This is a genomic window from Chryseobacterium sp. PCH239 (assembly GCF_018924625.1).
GTDB classification, from domain to species: domain Bacteria; phylum Bacteroidota; class Bacteroidia; order Flavobacteriales; family Weeksellaceae; genus Chryseobacterium; species Chryseobacterium cucumeris.
Map to the genome: position 1 here is coordinate 3,776,618 of NZ_CP073027.1, position 14,857 is coordinate 3,791,474.

Below are 14,857 nucleotides of genomic sequence, written 5' to 3' on the forward strand. Positions count from 1 at the left end.
ATTATAATGTTTTAAGTTTTTCTTTTACTTCTTCAGGTGAAAATGCTCTCAGACTGTCCACAGAATTTCTGCTTAAAGTATTCCAAAGCTCTTCATCATTATTCAGCTGAATAATAGCCTCTGCGAAACTGTTCTCATCATTGGCAATCAGTACATTCTTTCTATCGGTAAGTTTCATTCCTTCAGCTCCTATATCCGTTGTCACCACAGGAAAAAAGTATTCAAAAGCCTGTCCGATTTTTCCTTTCACGCCGGCACCGAATCTTAAAGGTGCCACCATAATTTTCGAATTCATAAAGTGCTCTTCAATGCTTTCCACAAAACCTAAAAACTTAAACTTAGGAAATAGTTTAAGGTCAAGTTTTTCTGCAACATTCCCGATAATGCTTACTTCCAGTTCAGGATTGGTTTTCCAGACGATAGGCATTATTTTTTCATAGAGAAACTTTACTGCATCAATATTCGGCTCGTGAATAGAACCAATGAAGGTAATTCCCTTGCTTTCACTGAAGCTTTTTCGCTCAGAAATATCAATTTTAGGATAATGGATATTAGATATTGTAACGATCTTATTTTTGTCCGCATACTGGCTCATAATTTCTTTCTCCTTATCAGATATAGCAATGATATAATCCAGTTGTGGGGCAACGACAGTTTCCAGACGGAAAAAATGTTTATAATTCTTCTTTAAAGAAATACGGGTCGGTTCCATTTCGATCGCTCTTTTAAACCTTAAAAAATGAATATCCACCATATCATAAATGAATTTGGCAGAAGGTAAAATGGCTTTCATTTTTTTATAAAAAAGATTCAGCGCCAGAGGGCCGTTGAACCAAACGTAATCTATCTTTTTAAAAGAAGACAGGAAATCATAAATATTCCTGTACTTATTGTTCTCTATGTAAACGATAACATTATGCTGCTGATAAAACTTCACATAAGAATCGTCTTCAAACATATGGGGTGCAAATAAAATGCAGTTGTATCCTAATTCTTTATAAATAAATATAAGTTCTTTTAGTCTGTTAGCCCCGGATTCTTTATCGTGGGCAGGAAAATCTCTTGATGCAAACAGGATTGTTTTTTGGGAAGCGTCATATAGATTAATGTTGACTATATCCTTAGACTGAAGGTTTTTAAGTTTTTCTTTTCTTTCGAAGTGCTTTTTTATTTTTTTTAAGATTCCCATTTGTCAGTTTTTAGTATCGAGTTCAAAAACTTTATTTACCCAACTATCCAAAGTATATCTGTAGTAGATTTCTTCCGGAATTTTCTCGTAAGGTTTTTCAAAAAAAGATTTGTCAAGATTACTAATATTTTTGTTTAAAATCAAAATATTATTGGGATTGTAAAAATCATAGGTTTTAATGGCTTCATTATCAGTTATGATTTTCTTTTCCAGAGACATGGCTTCAAAAACTCTGAAACTGAGTCCATATTGCCCTTCACGCATCAAATCCAGTAGTACTTTTGAATTCTTATAATATTTTGGAAGATCATTATGCGGAATCTTCTTAATGCTGAACACCAGGAAAAGATTCTTAGGCACTGTCATGAACATATTGGTGAGCTGATGCTTCCAGGATTTTTTTCCAATGATCATAATCTGGAACTTCAATCCTTGTTCAATGAGCTTTTTAGCCAATAGTTTTATCAATGAAACCCTTCTGTTGTCATAAGAGGTAATGTAAAAAAGATCCATTTCAGGCTTTTGAGACTCTTTTGCACAATGCGGAAGATAAATATAATTGGTTAATTTTTCAAAGCCGTGTTTTTTAACATCAATATAATCAAAGGAAAATACTTTGTCAAAAAGATAGAGTTTGTCTTCCACAGGAACTCTTTCAAGATTATCGTAAAGATAGGTTACCAGACGGTCTGTAGATTTTCGGATTTTTTTAAGGGTAGACAGATCAAATGTATCAGGATTCATCACCAGAATCTGATCCTGATGCCCTAATTTTTCCAGAGAATCCAGAACATATTTCTGTCTTTTTTCAGTCTTAAGATTTTTGTTTAAAAAAGTTTTGCTTAAAGCATTTACAGCTCTTTCGTTGAAGTTGGAATGAGTAACGGTACTGATCTTTATATGATGAGCATCAATACCTCGCTGGCATAATGTTTCAACAATATACTTATCATAATCCCAAAAATCATAACTAATGATACAAATCTTCATTCAACTAATTTTGCTCTTTTTTTAATGATTCATAGGTTTCATAAACGCTTAAAGATTGCAGGTAAGATAACTGATAGCCTTCTTTTCCGTCTAAAATACCAAGTCTCATTATATAGGCTTTAAAAAATTTAAAAGCAGTTTTAAGATATTGAATCCAAACACTGTACTTTTTTCCTTTAGCAGCCAGTTCTTTCCCCTTTAAAACTCCGTAATGAATCATTTTTTTTTTGTAAGATTCATAATCTGAAACGGAGTAATGGAGTAATTTATTTTTTAAAACTCCAATGGTTCCATTAACCTCCAGAGTTTCATGTACCTTTTTTCCTGCCATATATCTGGCCTTCGATTTTCTGAATAGCCTGAAATTTTTATCAGACTGTGTTCCCGAAAAATGAATTGGTTTCTGGGCAAAAAAGAATTTCCTGTAAAAATAATAGGCATCTTTTTGCCCGGGTTTATTCAGCTTATCAATAATTTCCTGCTTCAGGGCTGGTGTAATTCTCTCATCACCATCCAAAAATAAAACCCAGTCATTGGTTGCAGTATCCAGAGCCAGATTTCTTTGCTTTGTAAAGTCTTCAAATTTATTCTGAATCACCTTTACATTAGGGAATTTCTTTGCAATTTCTACAGTGTTATCCGTGCTAAAAGAATCTACTACTATTATTTCATCGCAGAAATCAAAAGATTCCAGGACATCCTGTATATTTTTTTCTTCATTATATGTTATGATCAAACCACTTATATTCATCACAACGCTTTGTTTGACAGAGAAGTAAGTAAATACTTCCCTAAAATTGTTTTTTAAAATAGTTTTAGTCTGCCAAAGATAAGTTTTAATTTGAATTTTATAAGCGAATCTTTGCCTTTTATATCAATTCTACACAGTTCGTATGGGCGCTGGGTAGGGTAATAATTCACTTTATTTCCAATTCTTACTGCAAAATCAATTCCTAATTCTTTCAAAATAGAAAAAAATGCTAATTTATCATGTTTTTTTTGTGGATATTTTCCATAAGGATATGCCAAAACCTTTGAATATCTTATATTTTCGGCATCGAGAATCTCCATGTTTTTTTTTAGATCTTTTTCTATAAAGTCTAAAGACACGTTTCTTACATTTTCATGGGCATGGCTATGAAGGGCAATCTCAAAATATTTTTTATCCAGACTTCTGATTTCATCAAAGGTCATCATTGAATAATTATTATATCCCTTTTCAATAAATCCTGTTGGAATAAAAATTGTTGCCTTCAGATTATACTTTTCCAGTAAATAGGGGAGATACTCAAGGTTGTTTCTATATCCATCATCAAAGGTGATGACAATGTTTCTTTTTGCTGAAAGAGTAAGTTCCGAAAAAAAATAGGAAGTATATTTTTTCGAACTCAGATATGAAAACTGCTGTTCAAGATTTTTTAAACTGACGGTAAGATCTTCATGACTTTCTTTTTCAACCTGGTGATACATAAGAATGACCAGTCTGTTGTAGGGAAAGGCAAATAAATAGAGACGGAAATATACAACGATAAATACCGCCAATAAAAGAGGAATAAGATACAGAATCATACTATTTTACTGTATTTTTTTCAATTTCCTGCAACCGTATTTTTTCGTACAGTCGTGTTTTTTCATGCAATTTTATGTATTTCAGGAAGGTGTAATAAGACATTGTTTTGGCAATGTAAAATCCTGGAAATCCATCCAGAAAACCAAGTTTGAAAATAAAAACCTTAATAAACTCAAACATTGGGCTTACAATAATTTTAAATCTATTGATTCTTTTTCCTCTCTCAAACATCTTTTCAGCCATCATATCCGAATATTTATTGATTTTCGAAACATGATGATGAATGCTTTTATAAGTATAATGATCCAGCTTTCCTTCCATAAGACCCACTTTCTGATCAGTAATCAAAAATTCATGGACTTTATCATCAGAATACTTTGCATATTTTTTTCTGAAAAGCCTTTCACGGCATACATTTCCCCAACCACCAAATCGGATCAGGTGAATCCCAAGATGATTGTTGAATTTTGCTTTATACACATTGAATCCGGTGCTTCCAGAAGAAGTAATGCGTTGTATAGATCTTTTCAGAGTTTCATCAGGAACTTCGTCGGCATCCAGAAACAAGACCCATTCATGGGAACATAGAGCAAGGGCATGGTTTTTTTGTTCACCATACCCATTAAATTTTTTCTCAAAGAATTTTACCTGAGGATATTTTTGAGTGCAAATCTCTTTGGTCTTATCTGTAGAAAAGCTGTCGACAATAATTATTTCATCCACAATATCTGTTAATGAATCTAAAAGTCTTACAATATTCTCTTCTTCATTATAAGTAATGATTGCAAGGGAAAGAGCCATTTATTTATACTCAAGAATTGTCTTCTCAATAATTTTCACACAATCCAGCAATTGCTCTTCAGTAATTACCAATGGCGGTGCAAGTCTGATGATATTACCATGCGTAGGTTTTGCCAGCAATCCGTTTTCTTTTAATTGCAAGCAAAGGTTCCATGCAGTAGAACTATCAGGGGTATCATTGATAAGGATAGCATTTAAAAGACCTTTTCCTCTTACTTTGGTAATAAGGTCTGTCTTTTCAATAAGCTTCTCTATTTCAGCTCTGAAAAGCTTTCCTAACTCTTCTGCTCTTTCAGACAGTTTTTCATCAGCTACCACATCCAATGCTGCCACTGCTACTGCACAGGCAATAGGGTTTCCTCCGAATGTAGAACCGTGTTGTCCCGGTTTGATAACATTCATGATGTTATCATTTGCTAATACAGCAGATACAGGATACATTCCTCCGGAAAGTGCTTTTCCTAAAATCAGGATATCCGGCTGTACATTTTCGTGGTGGCATGCAATCAGTTTTCCTGTTCTTGCAATACCTGTCTGAACTTCATCAGCAATGAAAAGAACATTGTATTTTTTACATAATTCAGAAGCATTTTTAAGGAAGTTCTCATCCGGAACATATACTCCGGCTTCTCCCTGAATAGGTTCTACAAGGAATGCAGCAATATTTCCAGCTTCTCTGCTCAGAACTTCTTCTAAGGCTGCAATATCGTTATAAGGAATTTTGATAAATCCTGGCGTAAAAGGTCCGTAGTTTTGGTTGGCATCCGGATCGTTAGAGAACGAAACAATAGTTGTCGTTCTTCCGTGGAAATTGTTTTCGCAAACGATAATTTTCGCTGCGTTTTCAGCAATTCCTTTTACTTCATAACTCCACTTTCTGGCTAGTTTTACAGCAGTTTCCACAGCTTCAGCTCCGGAATTCATTGGTAAAACTTTATCAAATCCAAAAAGAGTTGTTATTTTCTGCTCGTATTCTCCTAATTTAGAGTTGTAGAAAGCTCTTGAAGTTAAAGCAAGCTTTTGGGCCTGTTCTACCAAAGCACCTACGATTTTAGGGTGAGAATGTCCTTGGTTCACGGCAGAATATGCTGAAAGAAAATCATAGTACCTTTTACCTTCCACGTCCCAAACGAAAACACCTTCTCCGCGGTCCAGAACTACTGGAAGTGGGTGATAGTTGTGTGCTCCATGTTTGTCTTCAAGGTCAATAAAATACTGCGAGTTTTTTGTTTGTTCTGCTGTTGACATATATTTTGGTTTTCAACAAATTTACGCAATATTAATGATACTCATAAACAAAAATAGAGTAGAGTATAAGGCTGTGATTAGAGTATATTTTGAGGTAAAATGAATCCTCTAATGGAAAATATTTTCTTAACGGATAACAGTTGCAGGTATTCTATCTTTAAGAATAAGAAATTTATACTGAGAAGATAATTCTACATTTTAATTATTCCGATATTGATTTGCTGTTCCATCAGGACTATAATTTTTAAATGCTGTTCCCTAAGTAGCTTTTGATTAGGGTTTATCTTATAAATTGTTCTGGTACGAAATATCAAAAACCTTTTCCATTTGTTTTTCGTTAACAGAGCCAGGTGTTGCCTTTAGTAAAGTATTACGGAGCCAAACTGCCAGACTGTTCTCATAGTGTGAAATTTTACCGATGGCTGAGCTTGTGTTAACAATGTAATGCGCTTTTTTCATACGCAGTTTTTCGTATTGAGTGAAGACTTCATCCACGTTTTTCCCTTCACCAAAAAGTTTTCCTAGGATATATGCATCTTCAACGGCCTGGCAGGCACCTTGTCCCATATTAGGAGTCGTTGCATGGGCTGCATCGCCAATCAGGCAAACACGGTCTTTTTGCCATTGATAAATCGGTTCCAAATCGATAATGTCACTAACAAATATTTTTTCTTGCGGTGTTACGGAAATCATTCTTGGAATTTCGGGACTAAATTCAGCAAAAAGCTCAGCAAGATTATTGGGATTTTTGACCAGGTGCTCGTTAACCACAGCGTACCAGTAAACTTTGTGATCACTAATTTTCACGAAGCCGAAGCGTCTGCCTTTTCCCCAGGCTTCATAAGCATGGTGATTATATTTTTCTGTCCAATCAGATTCGATGACGCCACGCCAGCATTTTTGCTTGGAAGATCTGAGTTTTCCAATATTTAAAATTTGATGACGTACTACTGATTTAATTCCATCTGCTCCAATAACAGCATCTGCATTAGCGATAGTTCCGTCTTCAAAAGTGAGTTGATAACCGTTTTCCTGTTCGATTTTGGATAAACGTTTAGAAAGTTCAATGTTTTTAAAACCAATTTCTTCAGTTAGAATATTTTGTAAATCAGCACGATGGATGGCAGTGTTGCTTACTCCATATTTACTTTCGAATGTATTCAGTTGTACGTCCGATATGGTTTTGAGCTGTGGATCAGTAATGTTAATAGTTGAAATTTTATGACCTGCCATTTCGATTTTGTGGCGAATGCTTAGTTTGTCAAAAATCTGCATGGCATTATTAGCCATAATGATTCCGGCGCCCACAGGTTTTATTTCGGGTGCACTTTCGTAAACGGTAACGTCCAGATTTTTTTTTTGTAAGGCTAAAGCTGTTGTCAAACCACCAATTCCGCCACCGATAATTGCTATTTTCATTGTGATTGCATTTATATTATGAGGCAAAATTAAGGGCTGAAAAAACCAAAAACGTTCACTTAAGTTAATTTTCTGAAATTAGCAAATTCTTTTCCGGATTCTGCTCAACGATTGTGGCGTAATTCCTAAATATGACGAAATATATTTTTGTGGAATTTTGTTCAAAATTTCGGGTGACTTTTTCAAAAGATTGATATAGCGTTCTTCCGGTGTATAAAAAAACAGTTCGTCAAGCCTTTGTTTTGCATCCAGAAAAGCTAGATCCGATATGCGTTTTGCCAGCCCAAGCCAGAAAATATCTTTCTGAATTAAAATCTCAACATCTTTTTTATCAAAATATAAAACTTCAGTTTTTAGAAGAGCCTGTATAATTGCCATTGATTTTTTTCCGGTAATATAGCTTGCGTAATCACCAATTACATCATTATTCACCTGTAAAAGATAGCTGATATCCTCGCCTTTCTCGTTGATGTAATAAATCCGGACGGCGCCATTCAAAATGAGTCCTAAACGATCAAATACTCCATTTTTAGGTACTATCATTTTGTTTTTATCATAAGTTACGATATAGCAAATATCCAAAAATTCCTTCGCACGCTCCATAGAAATCTGAAGTGTCTCTGCTAATTTCTCCTGTATTGCTGATGTCATCGCTCCTATGTCGGTTTTAATTGATACTACAAAAATAACTTTTCCTGCTTTATTAGAACGAAATAGAGTATAAAACTGAAGAAGGCGCCTTTTCGGACGCCTTCTTTTTATATGAATGATAATTGTTTTTAGTGATTATCGTATTTTCTATCCATTACAAAATCTTCCATGAATTTTGTAGTATAGTTTCCTGAAAGATAATCTTCATTATCCATCAGCTGTCTGTGGAAAGGAATAGTTGTTTTTACTCCTTCAATATAGAATTCTTCAAGAGCACGTCTCATTTTTGCAATAGCTTCTTCACGGGTCTGAGCCGTAGTGATAAGCTTGGCAATCATAGAGTCATAGTTAGAAGGGATTGTATATCCGGAATAAACGTGAGTGTCTACTCTGATTCCGTGTCCTCCAGGGATATTTAATCCTGTGATTTTTCCCGGAGACGGTCTGAAGTCTGCGTAAGGGTCTTCTGCGTTGATTCTACATTCGATTGAATGTAATTTAGGATAATAGTTAATTCCTGAAATAGGAGTTCCTGCAGCAAGAAGAATTTGTTCTCTGATCAGGTCATAATCAATTACCTGCTCAGTGATAGGGTGCTCTACCTGGATTCTTGTATTCATTTCCATGAAATAGAAATTTCTGTGTTTGTCTACAAGGAATTCGATAGTTCCTACACCTTCATATCCAATGAATTCAGCAGCTTTTACGGCAGCTTCTCCCATTTTCTCACGAAGTTCGTCTGTCATGAAAGGAGAAGGTGTTTCTTCAGTTAATTTCTGATTTCTTCTCTGTACAGAACAGTCTCTTTCAGAAAGGTGGCACGCTTTACCGAATTGGTCACCCGCAACCTGAATTTCGATGTGTCTGGGCTCTTCAATCAGTTTTTCCATATACATACCTCCGTTTCCAAAGGCAGCTACAGCTTCCTGAATAGCAGATTCCCAGTGATCTTTAAGGTCTTCAGCTTTCCAAACAGCTCTCATTCCTTTACCTCCACCACCAGCAGTAGCTTTGATCATGACAGGGTAACCTGTTTCTTCAGCTACTTTTACAGCGTGTTCGTAAGATTCGATCAATCCGTCAGAACCTGGTACACATGGTACACCTGCTGCTTTCATGGTAGCCTTAGCATTTGCTTTGTCTCCCATTTTTTCAATCTGTTCAGGAGAAGCACCAATAAATTTGATACCGTTCTTCTGGCAGATTCTTGAGAAGTTAGCATTTTCAGATAAGAATCCGTAACCTGGGTGAATCGCATCAGCATTGGTAATTTCCGCAGCAGCAATAATGTTAGGGATTTTAAGATATGAGTCTTTACTCATTGCAGGGCCAATACATACTGCTTCATCAGCAAATCTTACGTGAAGACTGTCTTTATCAGCAGTAGAGTATACCGCAACGGTTTTGATCCCCATTTCTTTACAAGTACGTAAAATACGCATTGCAATTTCGCCTCGATTGGCTATTAATATTTTTTTGAACATCTTCTTCAATTTGAAAATTAGATAATTTGAAAATTAGATAATGTTATTTTAATGTAGAATTTAATCTAACATCTAATGTCTAACATCTAACTTCTAAATTAAGATGGATCTACTAAGAATAAAGGTTGGTCATACTCTACAGGAGTAGCGTCATCCACTAAAATTTTAACAATTTTTCCGTTGATTTCAGATTCAATCTGGTTGAATAGTTTCATTGCTTCAATAACACAAACTACTTTACCAACAGAAACTTCGTCACCTACATTTACGAATACATCTTTATCAGGAGATGGTTTTCTATAGAAAGTACCAATCATTGGAGATTTGATTGTTACATATTTGCTGTCATCAGATGCAGCTTCAGCTTTTTCAGCAACAGGAGCGGCCGGAGTTGCAACAGGTGCCGGAGCAGCTACCGCTTGTGGAGCAGTGTGGTATACTGCAGGTTGTGCATAAACAGCATCGCTTCCAGCTAATGGAGTTTTAATAGTGATTTCGAAATCTTTAGTTTTGTACTTCACTTCTGATACTTCAGCCTTAGATACAAACTTGATAAGATTTTGTATGTCTTTAATGTCCATAAATTTGATATTTGATTTGATGCCAAAGATACCAAAAAAACGTAAAAAACAACAAAAAACCGCCAAATTTTATCAAAATTGGGCGGTTTTTTGTATTAAAATGAGGCTTTTTCAGCGAAAAGCGACTCTTAGTTTTCTTCAGTAGCAGCTACTTCTTTTTCCAATACTACTTTACCTCTGTAGTATAATTTTCCTTCATGCCAGTGAGCTCTGTGGTATAGGTGAAGCTCTCCTGTTGTTGCATCTTTAGCTAATTGAGGAACTACAGCTTTGTAGTGAGTTCTTCTCTTATCTCTTCTTGTAGACGACTGTCTTCTCTTTGGATGTGCCATTTTCTAATAACTTTTTTAATTGATGAGCGATGAGATTCATCATCTCATCATATTTAAATTATTCTATTTAATTATTGTCTTTTAATTTTCTTAAAGCATCCCATCTTGGGTCACTTTCATGTTCTTCTTCTTCAGTTACCTCAATATCTTTAGGACTGAACTGGTCAAGAATTTTAAGATCTTCATCACTTACATTCGGTGAAATCTTTTTCATCGGAATAGAAAGCATTACATTTTCGTAAATCAAATGTGCTACATTGAAAGCATGCTCTGCAGTAGGAATAGTAATAACATCTTCATTGCTGTCATCATATTCTTCCCCGAAATTCACCAGAATTTTGATTTCATTCTCAATAGGATAGTCGAAATTTTCATTTGTGATATCACAAACCAACTCAACCCATCCATTAATTTTAATCTCAAATTCTAAAAAAGTAGTGTGTTTATCAAGTGATACATTCACTTCTATTCTAGGATTTGTAAATTCCTGCTCAGTGTCAAATAATTGAAAGAACGTTTTATCTATCTCAAACTTGAACTCGTGTTTTCCGTTTTTAAGTCCGGAAAAGCTTACGTCATAGTTTCTTAACTTGTCCATAAAATGAGTGTGCAAAAATATGCATTTTTTTTATAATAACAAATAAAATCTGAAACAAATTAATTTAAAATTTGTTTTAAAGATTTATGCTTCAGTTTCCTCCGGTAGATCTTCATCTATTCCATTGTCTACAGCCATTTTTCTAGGCTGAAGGCGGTCATTCATCAGTTCACTGTATTCACTTCTATTCTTGAAAACCTTGATCGCTGTGAAGATTGCTTCTGTAAAACTCTGCTCATCGGCCACGTTTTTTCCTGCAATATCGTAAGCAACTCCGTGATCGGGAGATGTTCTGATAAAAGGAAGTCCCGCAGTATAATTTACTCCTTCCTCATAGGCTAATGTTTTGAAAGGAGCCAGTCCCTGGTCATGATACATCGCCAAAACAGCATCGAAATTTTTGTATTTACTCGGCTGGAAAAAGCTGTCTGCCGGGAAAGGCCCGAATGCCAGTATTCCATTGTCAGAAAGTTCTTTAATAGCCGGGCTTATGATTTCAATTTCTTCGTTTCCGATTACACCTCCGTCTCCTGCGTGAGGATTTAATCCCAGCACTGCAATTTTAGGCTTTTGAATACAGAAATCTTCTATCAGCGTCTGGTTTAAAACTCGGATCTGTTTCTTTATTTTTTCCTTGGAAATATTTTCAGCTACCTGTGCAATAGGAATATGATGCGTGGAAACAGCTACTTTAAGATCTTCAGTAACAAGGAACATTAATCCTTTTTTATTGAATTTCTCTTCAAAATACCCTGTATGTCCCGCATGTCTGAATCCCATTTTTACCATTTCATCTTTGTTGATCGGAGCAGTTACCAATACGTCAATATCTCCTTTCGTCAAAGCTTCAGTAGCTGCTTCTAAAGAATCAATCGCCATTTTCGTAGATTCTTCAGTAGGAACTCCCAATTCTACATTCACGTTTTCTTTGGTAAGGTTAACCATATTAAGTTTCCCAGCCTGTGCCTGTGAAGGTTCGTTAACGTAGTTGAAATTAAGATTCAGCTTAAAAATATTTTTCTGATAAGTGAATAATTTTCCCGAACCAAAAATTACAGGAGTGAAAAAATCTGTAATAGTTTTGTCTTTCAGAGACTTCATAATGATCTCCGGGCCGATGCCATTGAAATCACCGATTGAAATTCCTACTCGTACTTTATGGTTTTTTGGGCTCATTTTGATTATCTTTGAAGATTATAATTTACAAATTTAGCAAAAAATAATATGTTCACAGGAATTATTGAAGCAGTTGGTGTTATTGAGAAGATTGAAGAAAAAGGAAGCAATATAGATTTTACCCTGACTTGCCCTTTTACAAATGAACTGAAAATTGATCAGAGCCTTGCTCACAACGGCTGTTGTCTTACAGTTGTTGAAATAAAAGACAATCATTATGTGGTGACGGCAATCAATGAAACATTGGAAAAAACCAACCTTGGAAAATGGGAGTTGGGAACCGTTGTCAACCTTGAACGCTGTATGAAAATGGATGGAAGACTGGATGGTCACATTGTTCAGGGGCATGTTGATAAAACCGGTGAAGTGGTGAGTATCGAAAATAAAGACGGAAGTTATTTTATTACTATGAAGTATGAAAATGACGGAACTTTTGTAACGGTACCTCAGGGATCAATTACCGTAAACGGAATCAGTCTTACTGTTGCTAAAAGCGAAGATGCTCAGTTTTCCGTAGCCATTATTCCTTACACCTGGGAATTCACAAATATGAAACATTTGAAAATTGGTGACAAAGTAAACCTGGAATTTGATATCATTGGTAAGTATATTGCTAGGTTAATTAAAAAGTAGAATGTCAATAAATAAGTATAAAGGATATAGCTTAAGAAACCGGGTGTTTTTCGGTTTCTTGCTGGTATGTTTTTTAAGTGTCGTTGCTACATCACTTGTTCCTTACTTTGTATTGAGAAATCATTCTTTACAGCAGAGTAATATCGATATGCAGGATAAAACCAATGCTGTCATGCGATATCTGGACTATGCGGTAAGCCAGAAACTTATTGAAACAAAAGATCTTCCGGAAGTTTTAGGGAATAAAATCTTTGAAATAGCGGATATCAACCAGCATGACATTTTTATTTATGATCTGAAAGGAAACTATTTGCTTTCCAACAAAGATGAAGGATTGGTGGAGCAGAAAACAATTCCTATAGAAATCATCAATAAGATTCTGTCTACCGATGCAAGGGTAGATATGGTGAATTATGATGCAGCTAAGGATGCAAAATTGACTTCTTCCTACCTTTTGCTGAAAAATAATGAGCTTGAACCTATCGGAATTGTTTATATCCCTTTATATCATAATGAATCTGCTTATCTGGAGGTTCTGCACCAGTACGTAAAGTATATTCTTTTAGTCGATATATTTCTTATCCTTTTTAGTATATGGATTAGCTGGGTTACGTCTAATAGTCTTGCCAAAACCATTACGAAATTCTCTGATATGATTACCCGTATTACTTTGTTTGAAAATGAAATGCGCCCTATCAGATATTATAAGAATGATGAGCTTAATGCTTTGGCAAGGGCCTATAACAGGATGATTTTACAGATTCAGGACCAGAAAGAAAGACTTAGATTCAAAGCATCCGAAGAAGCGTGGAGAGAAATGGCCAAGCAGGTGGCTCATGAGGTGAAAAATCCGCTGACGCCAATGAAGCTGACCATTCAGAATTTTGAAAGAAAATTTGATCCTGAAGACCCGAATATCAGAGAAAGGGTAAAGCAAATGAGTAAAACTATTGTTGATCAGATTGACCTGATTGCTACAGTAGCCTCAGCATTCTCAGAATTTGCCAAACTTCCTGAAAAAAATAATGAAGTGATCAATCTGAATACGGAAGTTGAAGATATTCTACGTGTATTCAATGATGACAGTATTTTCATGCATGCCAATAAGACGAATATAATGATCAATATGGACAGAATTTATCTTTCCAGAATCATTACAAACCTTGTTACCAATGCAAAACAGGCAGAGAGTGATCAGAGAAAACTCATTATCAATGTAGATGTGGAGCAGCATCAAAGAAGGGTGATTATCTCTGTTCAGGATAACGGAGTCGGGATTCCTGAAAATATGTACGAAAGAATTTTTGAACCGAATTTTACATCTAAAAGCAGTGGGATGGGGCTTGGCTTATCCATGGTGAGAAAAATGATAGAGGATTATAAAGGTGAGATCTCCGTGAAATCAGAAGTAGGGAAGGGGTCTACATTCATTATTACACTGCCTACCAATTTATAGTGAAGCTTTTTACATTTAAACAATTTGAAATTCAGCAGTCTAAAGACGTCTTCCGGGTAGGAACAGACGGTGTTCTGCTTGGTGCTTTGGCAGATGTTGAAAATGCTTCCAGTGTTTTGGAAGTAGGAACAGGCACAGGGCTAATTTCTCTTATGCTGGCACAAAGAAATCTGCAGGCAGAATTTTTAGGGCTGGATATTAATGATGATGCTGCCAAGCTTACCCAGCTCAATTTTGAAAATTCTCCTTTTCATGCCAGGTTAAAAAACAGTCATCAGGACTTTAAAACTTTTGAAACGGAAGATCGTTTTGATCTTATTGTATCCAATCCTCCGTATTTTGAAGAATCAGGATCTGAAAAAGATAAGATTGCACGTCAGACCGTAGAATTGAACTTCATGCAGTTGATCAGTAAGGCGGCAGAATTATTGTCAGAAAAAGGGATGTTTTCTGTAATCATACCTGTGGAAGCAGGAGAAGTTTTTATTTCAATCGGTAAGGAAAATAAACTGCATCTGAACAGAAAAGTGAATATTAGAGGAATTGAAAATGCAAAGGCAAAAAGATTGATTCTGGAGTTTTCATCACAATTAAAAGAAGTTAACGAGTCTGATTTTATTATAGAAAAAAGTCCGAGACAATACTCGGACCAATATCTTGAACTCACCAAAGAGTTTCATGTTTTTAAATAGAGAAGTTAGTTATTTCTGACCTTCTTATTTTTTTTAT

16 protein-coding genes are annotated in these 14,857 nt (G+C 35.3%); 3 read left to right on the plus strand and 13 right to left on the minus strand.

The window, feature by feature from the left end:
* Position 1: 1 nt before the first annotated feature.
* The 13 genes from KBP46_RS17420 to pdxA all read right to left on the minus strand — a co-directional run bounded on the left by KBP46_RS17420 (position 2) and on the right by pdxA (position 12,039).
* Entirely contained in the window at positions 2 to 1,189 is a 1,188-nt protein-coding gene (locus KBP46_RS17420) for a glycosyltransferase family 4 protein (RefSeq protein ID WP_216443796.1), read from the minus strand.
* A gap of 3 nt (positions 1,190 to 1,192) precedes the next feature.
* Entirely contained in the window at positions 1,193 to 2,179 is a 987-nt protein-coding gene (locus KBP46_RS17425; RefSeq protein ID WP_062675723.1) for a hypothetical protein, read from the minus strand.
* A gap of 4 nt (positions 2,180 to 2,183) precedes the next feature.
* The gene (locus KBP46_RS17430; RefSeq protein WP_062675724.1) at positions 2,184 to 2,930 is read right to left on the minus strand and encodes a glycosyltransferase family 2 protein; all 747 of its coding nucleotides are present in this window, start codon (positions 2,928 to 2,930) and stop codon (positions 2,184 to 2,186) included.
* 53 nt (positions 2,931 to 2,983) lie between these two features.
* Entirely contained in the window at positions 2,984 to 3,748 is a 765-nt protein-coding gene (locus tag KBP46_RS17435; RefSeq protein ID WP_062675725.1) for a polysaccharide deacetylase family protein, read from the minus strand.
* 1 nt (position 3,749) lies between these two features.
* Positions 3,750 to 4,550 (minus strand): glycosyltransferase family 2 protein, encoded by an 801-nt coding sequence (locus tag KBP46_RS17440; RefSeq protein WP_062675726.1) that lies wholly within the window; start codon positions 4,548 to 4,550, stop codon positions 3,750 to 3,752.
* Positions 4,551 to 5,798 carry an ornithine--oxo-acid transaminase gene (gene rocD, locus KBP46_RS17445; RefSeq protein WP_062675727.1) on the minus strand — a complete coding sequence of 416 codons (1,248 nt, stop codon included), beginning with the start codon at positions 5,796 to 5,798 and terminating at the stop codon, positions 4,551 to 4,553.
* 285 nt (positions 5,799 to 6,083) lie between these two features.
* The gene (locus KBP46_RS17450; RefSeq protein ID WP_216443797.1) at positions 6,084 to 7,217 is read right to left on the minus strand and encodes an FAD-dependent oxidoreductase; all 1,134 of its coding nucleotides are present in this window, start codon (positions 7,215 to 7,217) and stop codon (positions 6,084 to 6,086) included.
* A gap of 78 nt (positions 7,218 to 7,295) precedes the next feature.
* Positions 7,296 to 7,868 (minus strand): Crp/Fnr family transcriptional regulator, encoded by a 573-nt coding sequence (locus tag KBP46_RS17455; RefSeq protein WP_228432415.1) that lies wholly within the window; start codon positions 7,866 to 7,868, stop codon positions 7,296 to 7,298.
* 128 nt (positions 7,869 to 7,996) lie between these two features.
* Positions 7,997 to 9,352 (minus strand): acetyl-CoA carboxylase biotin carboxylase subunit, encoded by a 1,356-nt coding sequence (accC, locus tag KBP46_RS17460; protein WP_062675730.1) that lies wholly within the window; start codon positions 9,350 to 9,352, stop codon positions 7,997 to 7,999.
* A gap of 98 nt (positions 9,353 to 9,450) precedes the next feature.
* On the minus strand, positions 9,451 to 9,933 hold the full coding sequence (gene accB, locus KBP46_RS17465) for an acetyl-CoA carboxylase biotin carboxyl carrier protein (RefSeq protein ID WP_216443798.1): 483 nt from the start codon (positions 9,931 to 9,933) through the stop codon (positions 9,451 to 9,453).
* Positions 9,934 to 10,061: 128 nt separating this feature from the next.
* Positions 10,062 to 10,265, minus strand: coding sequence for a 50S ribosomal protein L32 (gene rpmF / locus KBP46_RS17470; protein ID WP_002976251.1), 204 nt, complete (start codon positions 10,263 to 10,265; stop codon positions 10,062 to 10,064).
* A gap of 67 nt (positions 10,266 to 10,332) precedes the next feature.
* Positions 10,333 to 10,863, minus strand: a complete 531-nt coding sequence (locus KBP46_RS17475; protein WP_062675731.1) for a DUF177 domain-containing protein — start codon at positions 10,861 to 10,863, stop codon at positions 10,333 to 10,335.
* 84 nt (positions 10,864 to 10,947) lie between these two features.
* On the minus strand, positions 10,948 to 12,039 hold the full coding sequence (gene pdxA, locus KBP46_RS17480) for a 4-hydroxythreonine-4-phosphate dehydrogenase PdxA (protein ID WP_062675732.1): 1,092 nt from the start codon (positions 12,037 to 12,039) through the stop codon (positions 10,948 to 10,950).
* Positions 12,040 to 12,087: 48 nt separating this feature from the next.
* Between pdxA and KBP46_RS17485 the strand changes: the two genes are divergently transcribed.
* The 3 genes from KBP46_RS17485 to KBP46_RS17495 are packed head-to-tail and all read left to right on the plus strand — an operon-like array spanning position 12,088 to position 14,820.
* The gene (locus KBP46_RS17485) at positions 12,088 to 12,672 is read left to right on the plus strand and encodes a riboflavin synthase (protein WP_062675733.1); all 585 of its coding nucleotides are present in this window, start codon (positions 12,088 to 12,090) and stop codon (positions 12,670 to 12,672) included.
* A gap of 1 nt (position 12,673) precedes the next feature.
* Positions 12,674 to 14,128, plus strand: coding sequence for a HAMP domain-containing sensor histidine kinase (locus KBP46_RS17490; RefSeq protein ID WP_062675734.1), 1,455 nt, complete (start codon positions 12,674 to 12,676; stop codon positions 14,126 to 14,128).
* Positions 14,128 to 14,820: a tRNA1(Val) (adenine(37)-N6)-methyltransferase gene (locus KBP46_RS17495; protein WP_216443799.1), complete on the plus strand. Its 693-nt coding sequence runs from the start codon at positions 14,128 to 14,130 to the stop codon at positions 14,818 to 14,820. Before KBP46_RS17490 ends, KBP46_RS17495 begins: the two co-directional genes overlap by 1 nt.
* Positions 14,821 to 14,857 lie beyond the last annotated feature (37 nt).

What these genes read in the sequence shown, in the direction of transcription:
- accB (WP_216443798.1), bottom strand. Translation starts at nt 9,933, where the DNA reads ATGGACATTAAAGACATACAAAATCTTATCAAGTTTGTATCTAAGGCT.
- KBP46_RS17450 (WP_216443797.1), bottom strand. Translation starts at nt 7,217, where the DNA reads ATGAAAATAGCAATTATCGGTGGCGGAATTGGTGGTTTGACAACAGCT.
- rpmF (WP_002976251.1), bottom strand. Translation starts at nt 10,265, where the DNA reads ATGGCACATCCAAAGAGAAGACAGTCGTCTACAAGAAGAGATAAGAGA.
- KBP46_RS17455 (WP_228432415.1), bottom strand. Translation starts at nt 7,868, where the DNA reads ATGACATCAGCAATACAGGAGAAATTAGCAGAGACACTTCAGATTTCT.
- KBP46_RS17475 (WP_062675731.1), bottom strand. Translation starts at nt 10,863, where the DNA reads ATGGACAAGTTAAGAAACTATGACGTAAGCTTTTCCGGACTTAAAAAC.
- KBP46_RS17430 (WP_062675724.1), bottom strand. Translation starts at nt 2,930, where the DNA reads ATGAATATAAGTGGTTTGATCATAACATATAATGAAGAAAAAAATATA.
- KBP46_RS17490 (WP_062675734.1), top strand. Translation starts at nt 12,674, where the DNA reads ATGTCAATAAATAAGTATAAAGGATATAGCTTAAGAAACCGGGTGTTT.
- accC (WP_062675730.1), bottom strand. Translation starts at nt 9,352, where the DNA reads ATGTTCAAAAAAATATTAATAGCCAATCGAGGCGAAATTGCAATGCGT.
- KBP46_RS17420 (WP_216443796.1), bottom strand. Translation starts at nt 1,189, where the DNA reads ATGGGAATCTTAAAAAAAATAAAAAAGCACTTCGAAAGAAAAGAAAAA.
- KBP46_RS17435 (WP_062675725.1), bottom strand. Translation starts at nt 3,748, where the DNA reads ATGATTCTGTATCTTATTCCTCTTTTATTGGCGGTATTTATCGTTGTA.
- rocD (WP_062675727.1), bottom strand. Translation starts at nt 5,798, where the DNA reads ATGTCAACAGCAGAACAAACAAAAAACTCGCAGTATTTTATTGACCTT.
- KBP46_RS17440 (WP_062675726.1), bottom strand. Translation starts at nt 4,550, where the DNA reads ATGGCTCTTTCCCTTGCAATCATTACTTATAATGAAGAAGAGAATATT.
- KBP46_RS17425 (WP_062675723.1), bottom strand. Translation starts at nt 2,179, where the DNA reads ATGAAGATTTGTATCATTAGTTATGATTTTTGGGATTATGATAAGTAT.
- KBP46_RS17485 (WP_062675733.1), top strand. Translation starts at nt 12,088, where the DNA reads ATGTTCACAGGAATTATTGAAGCAGTTGGTGTTATTGAGAAGATTGAA.
- pdxA (WP_062675732.1), bottom strand. Translation starts at nt 12,039, where the DNA reads ATGAGCCCAAAAAACCATAAAGTACGAGTAGGAATTTCAATCGGTGAT.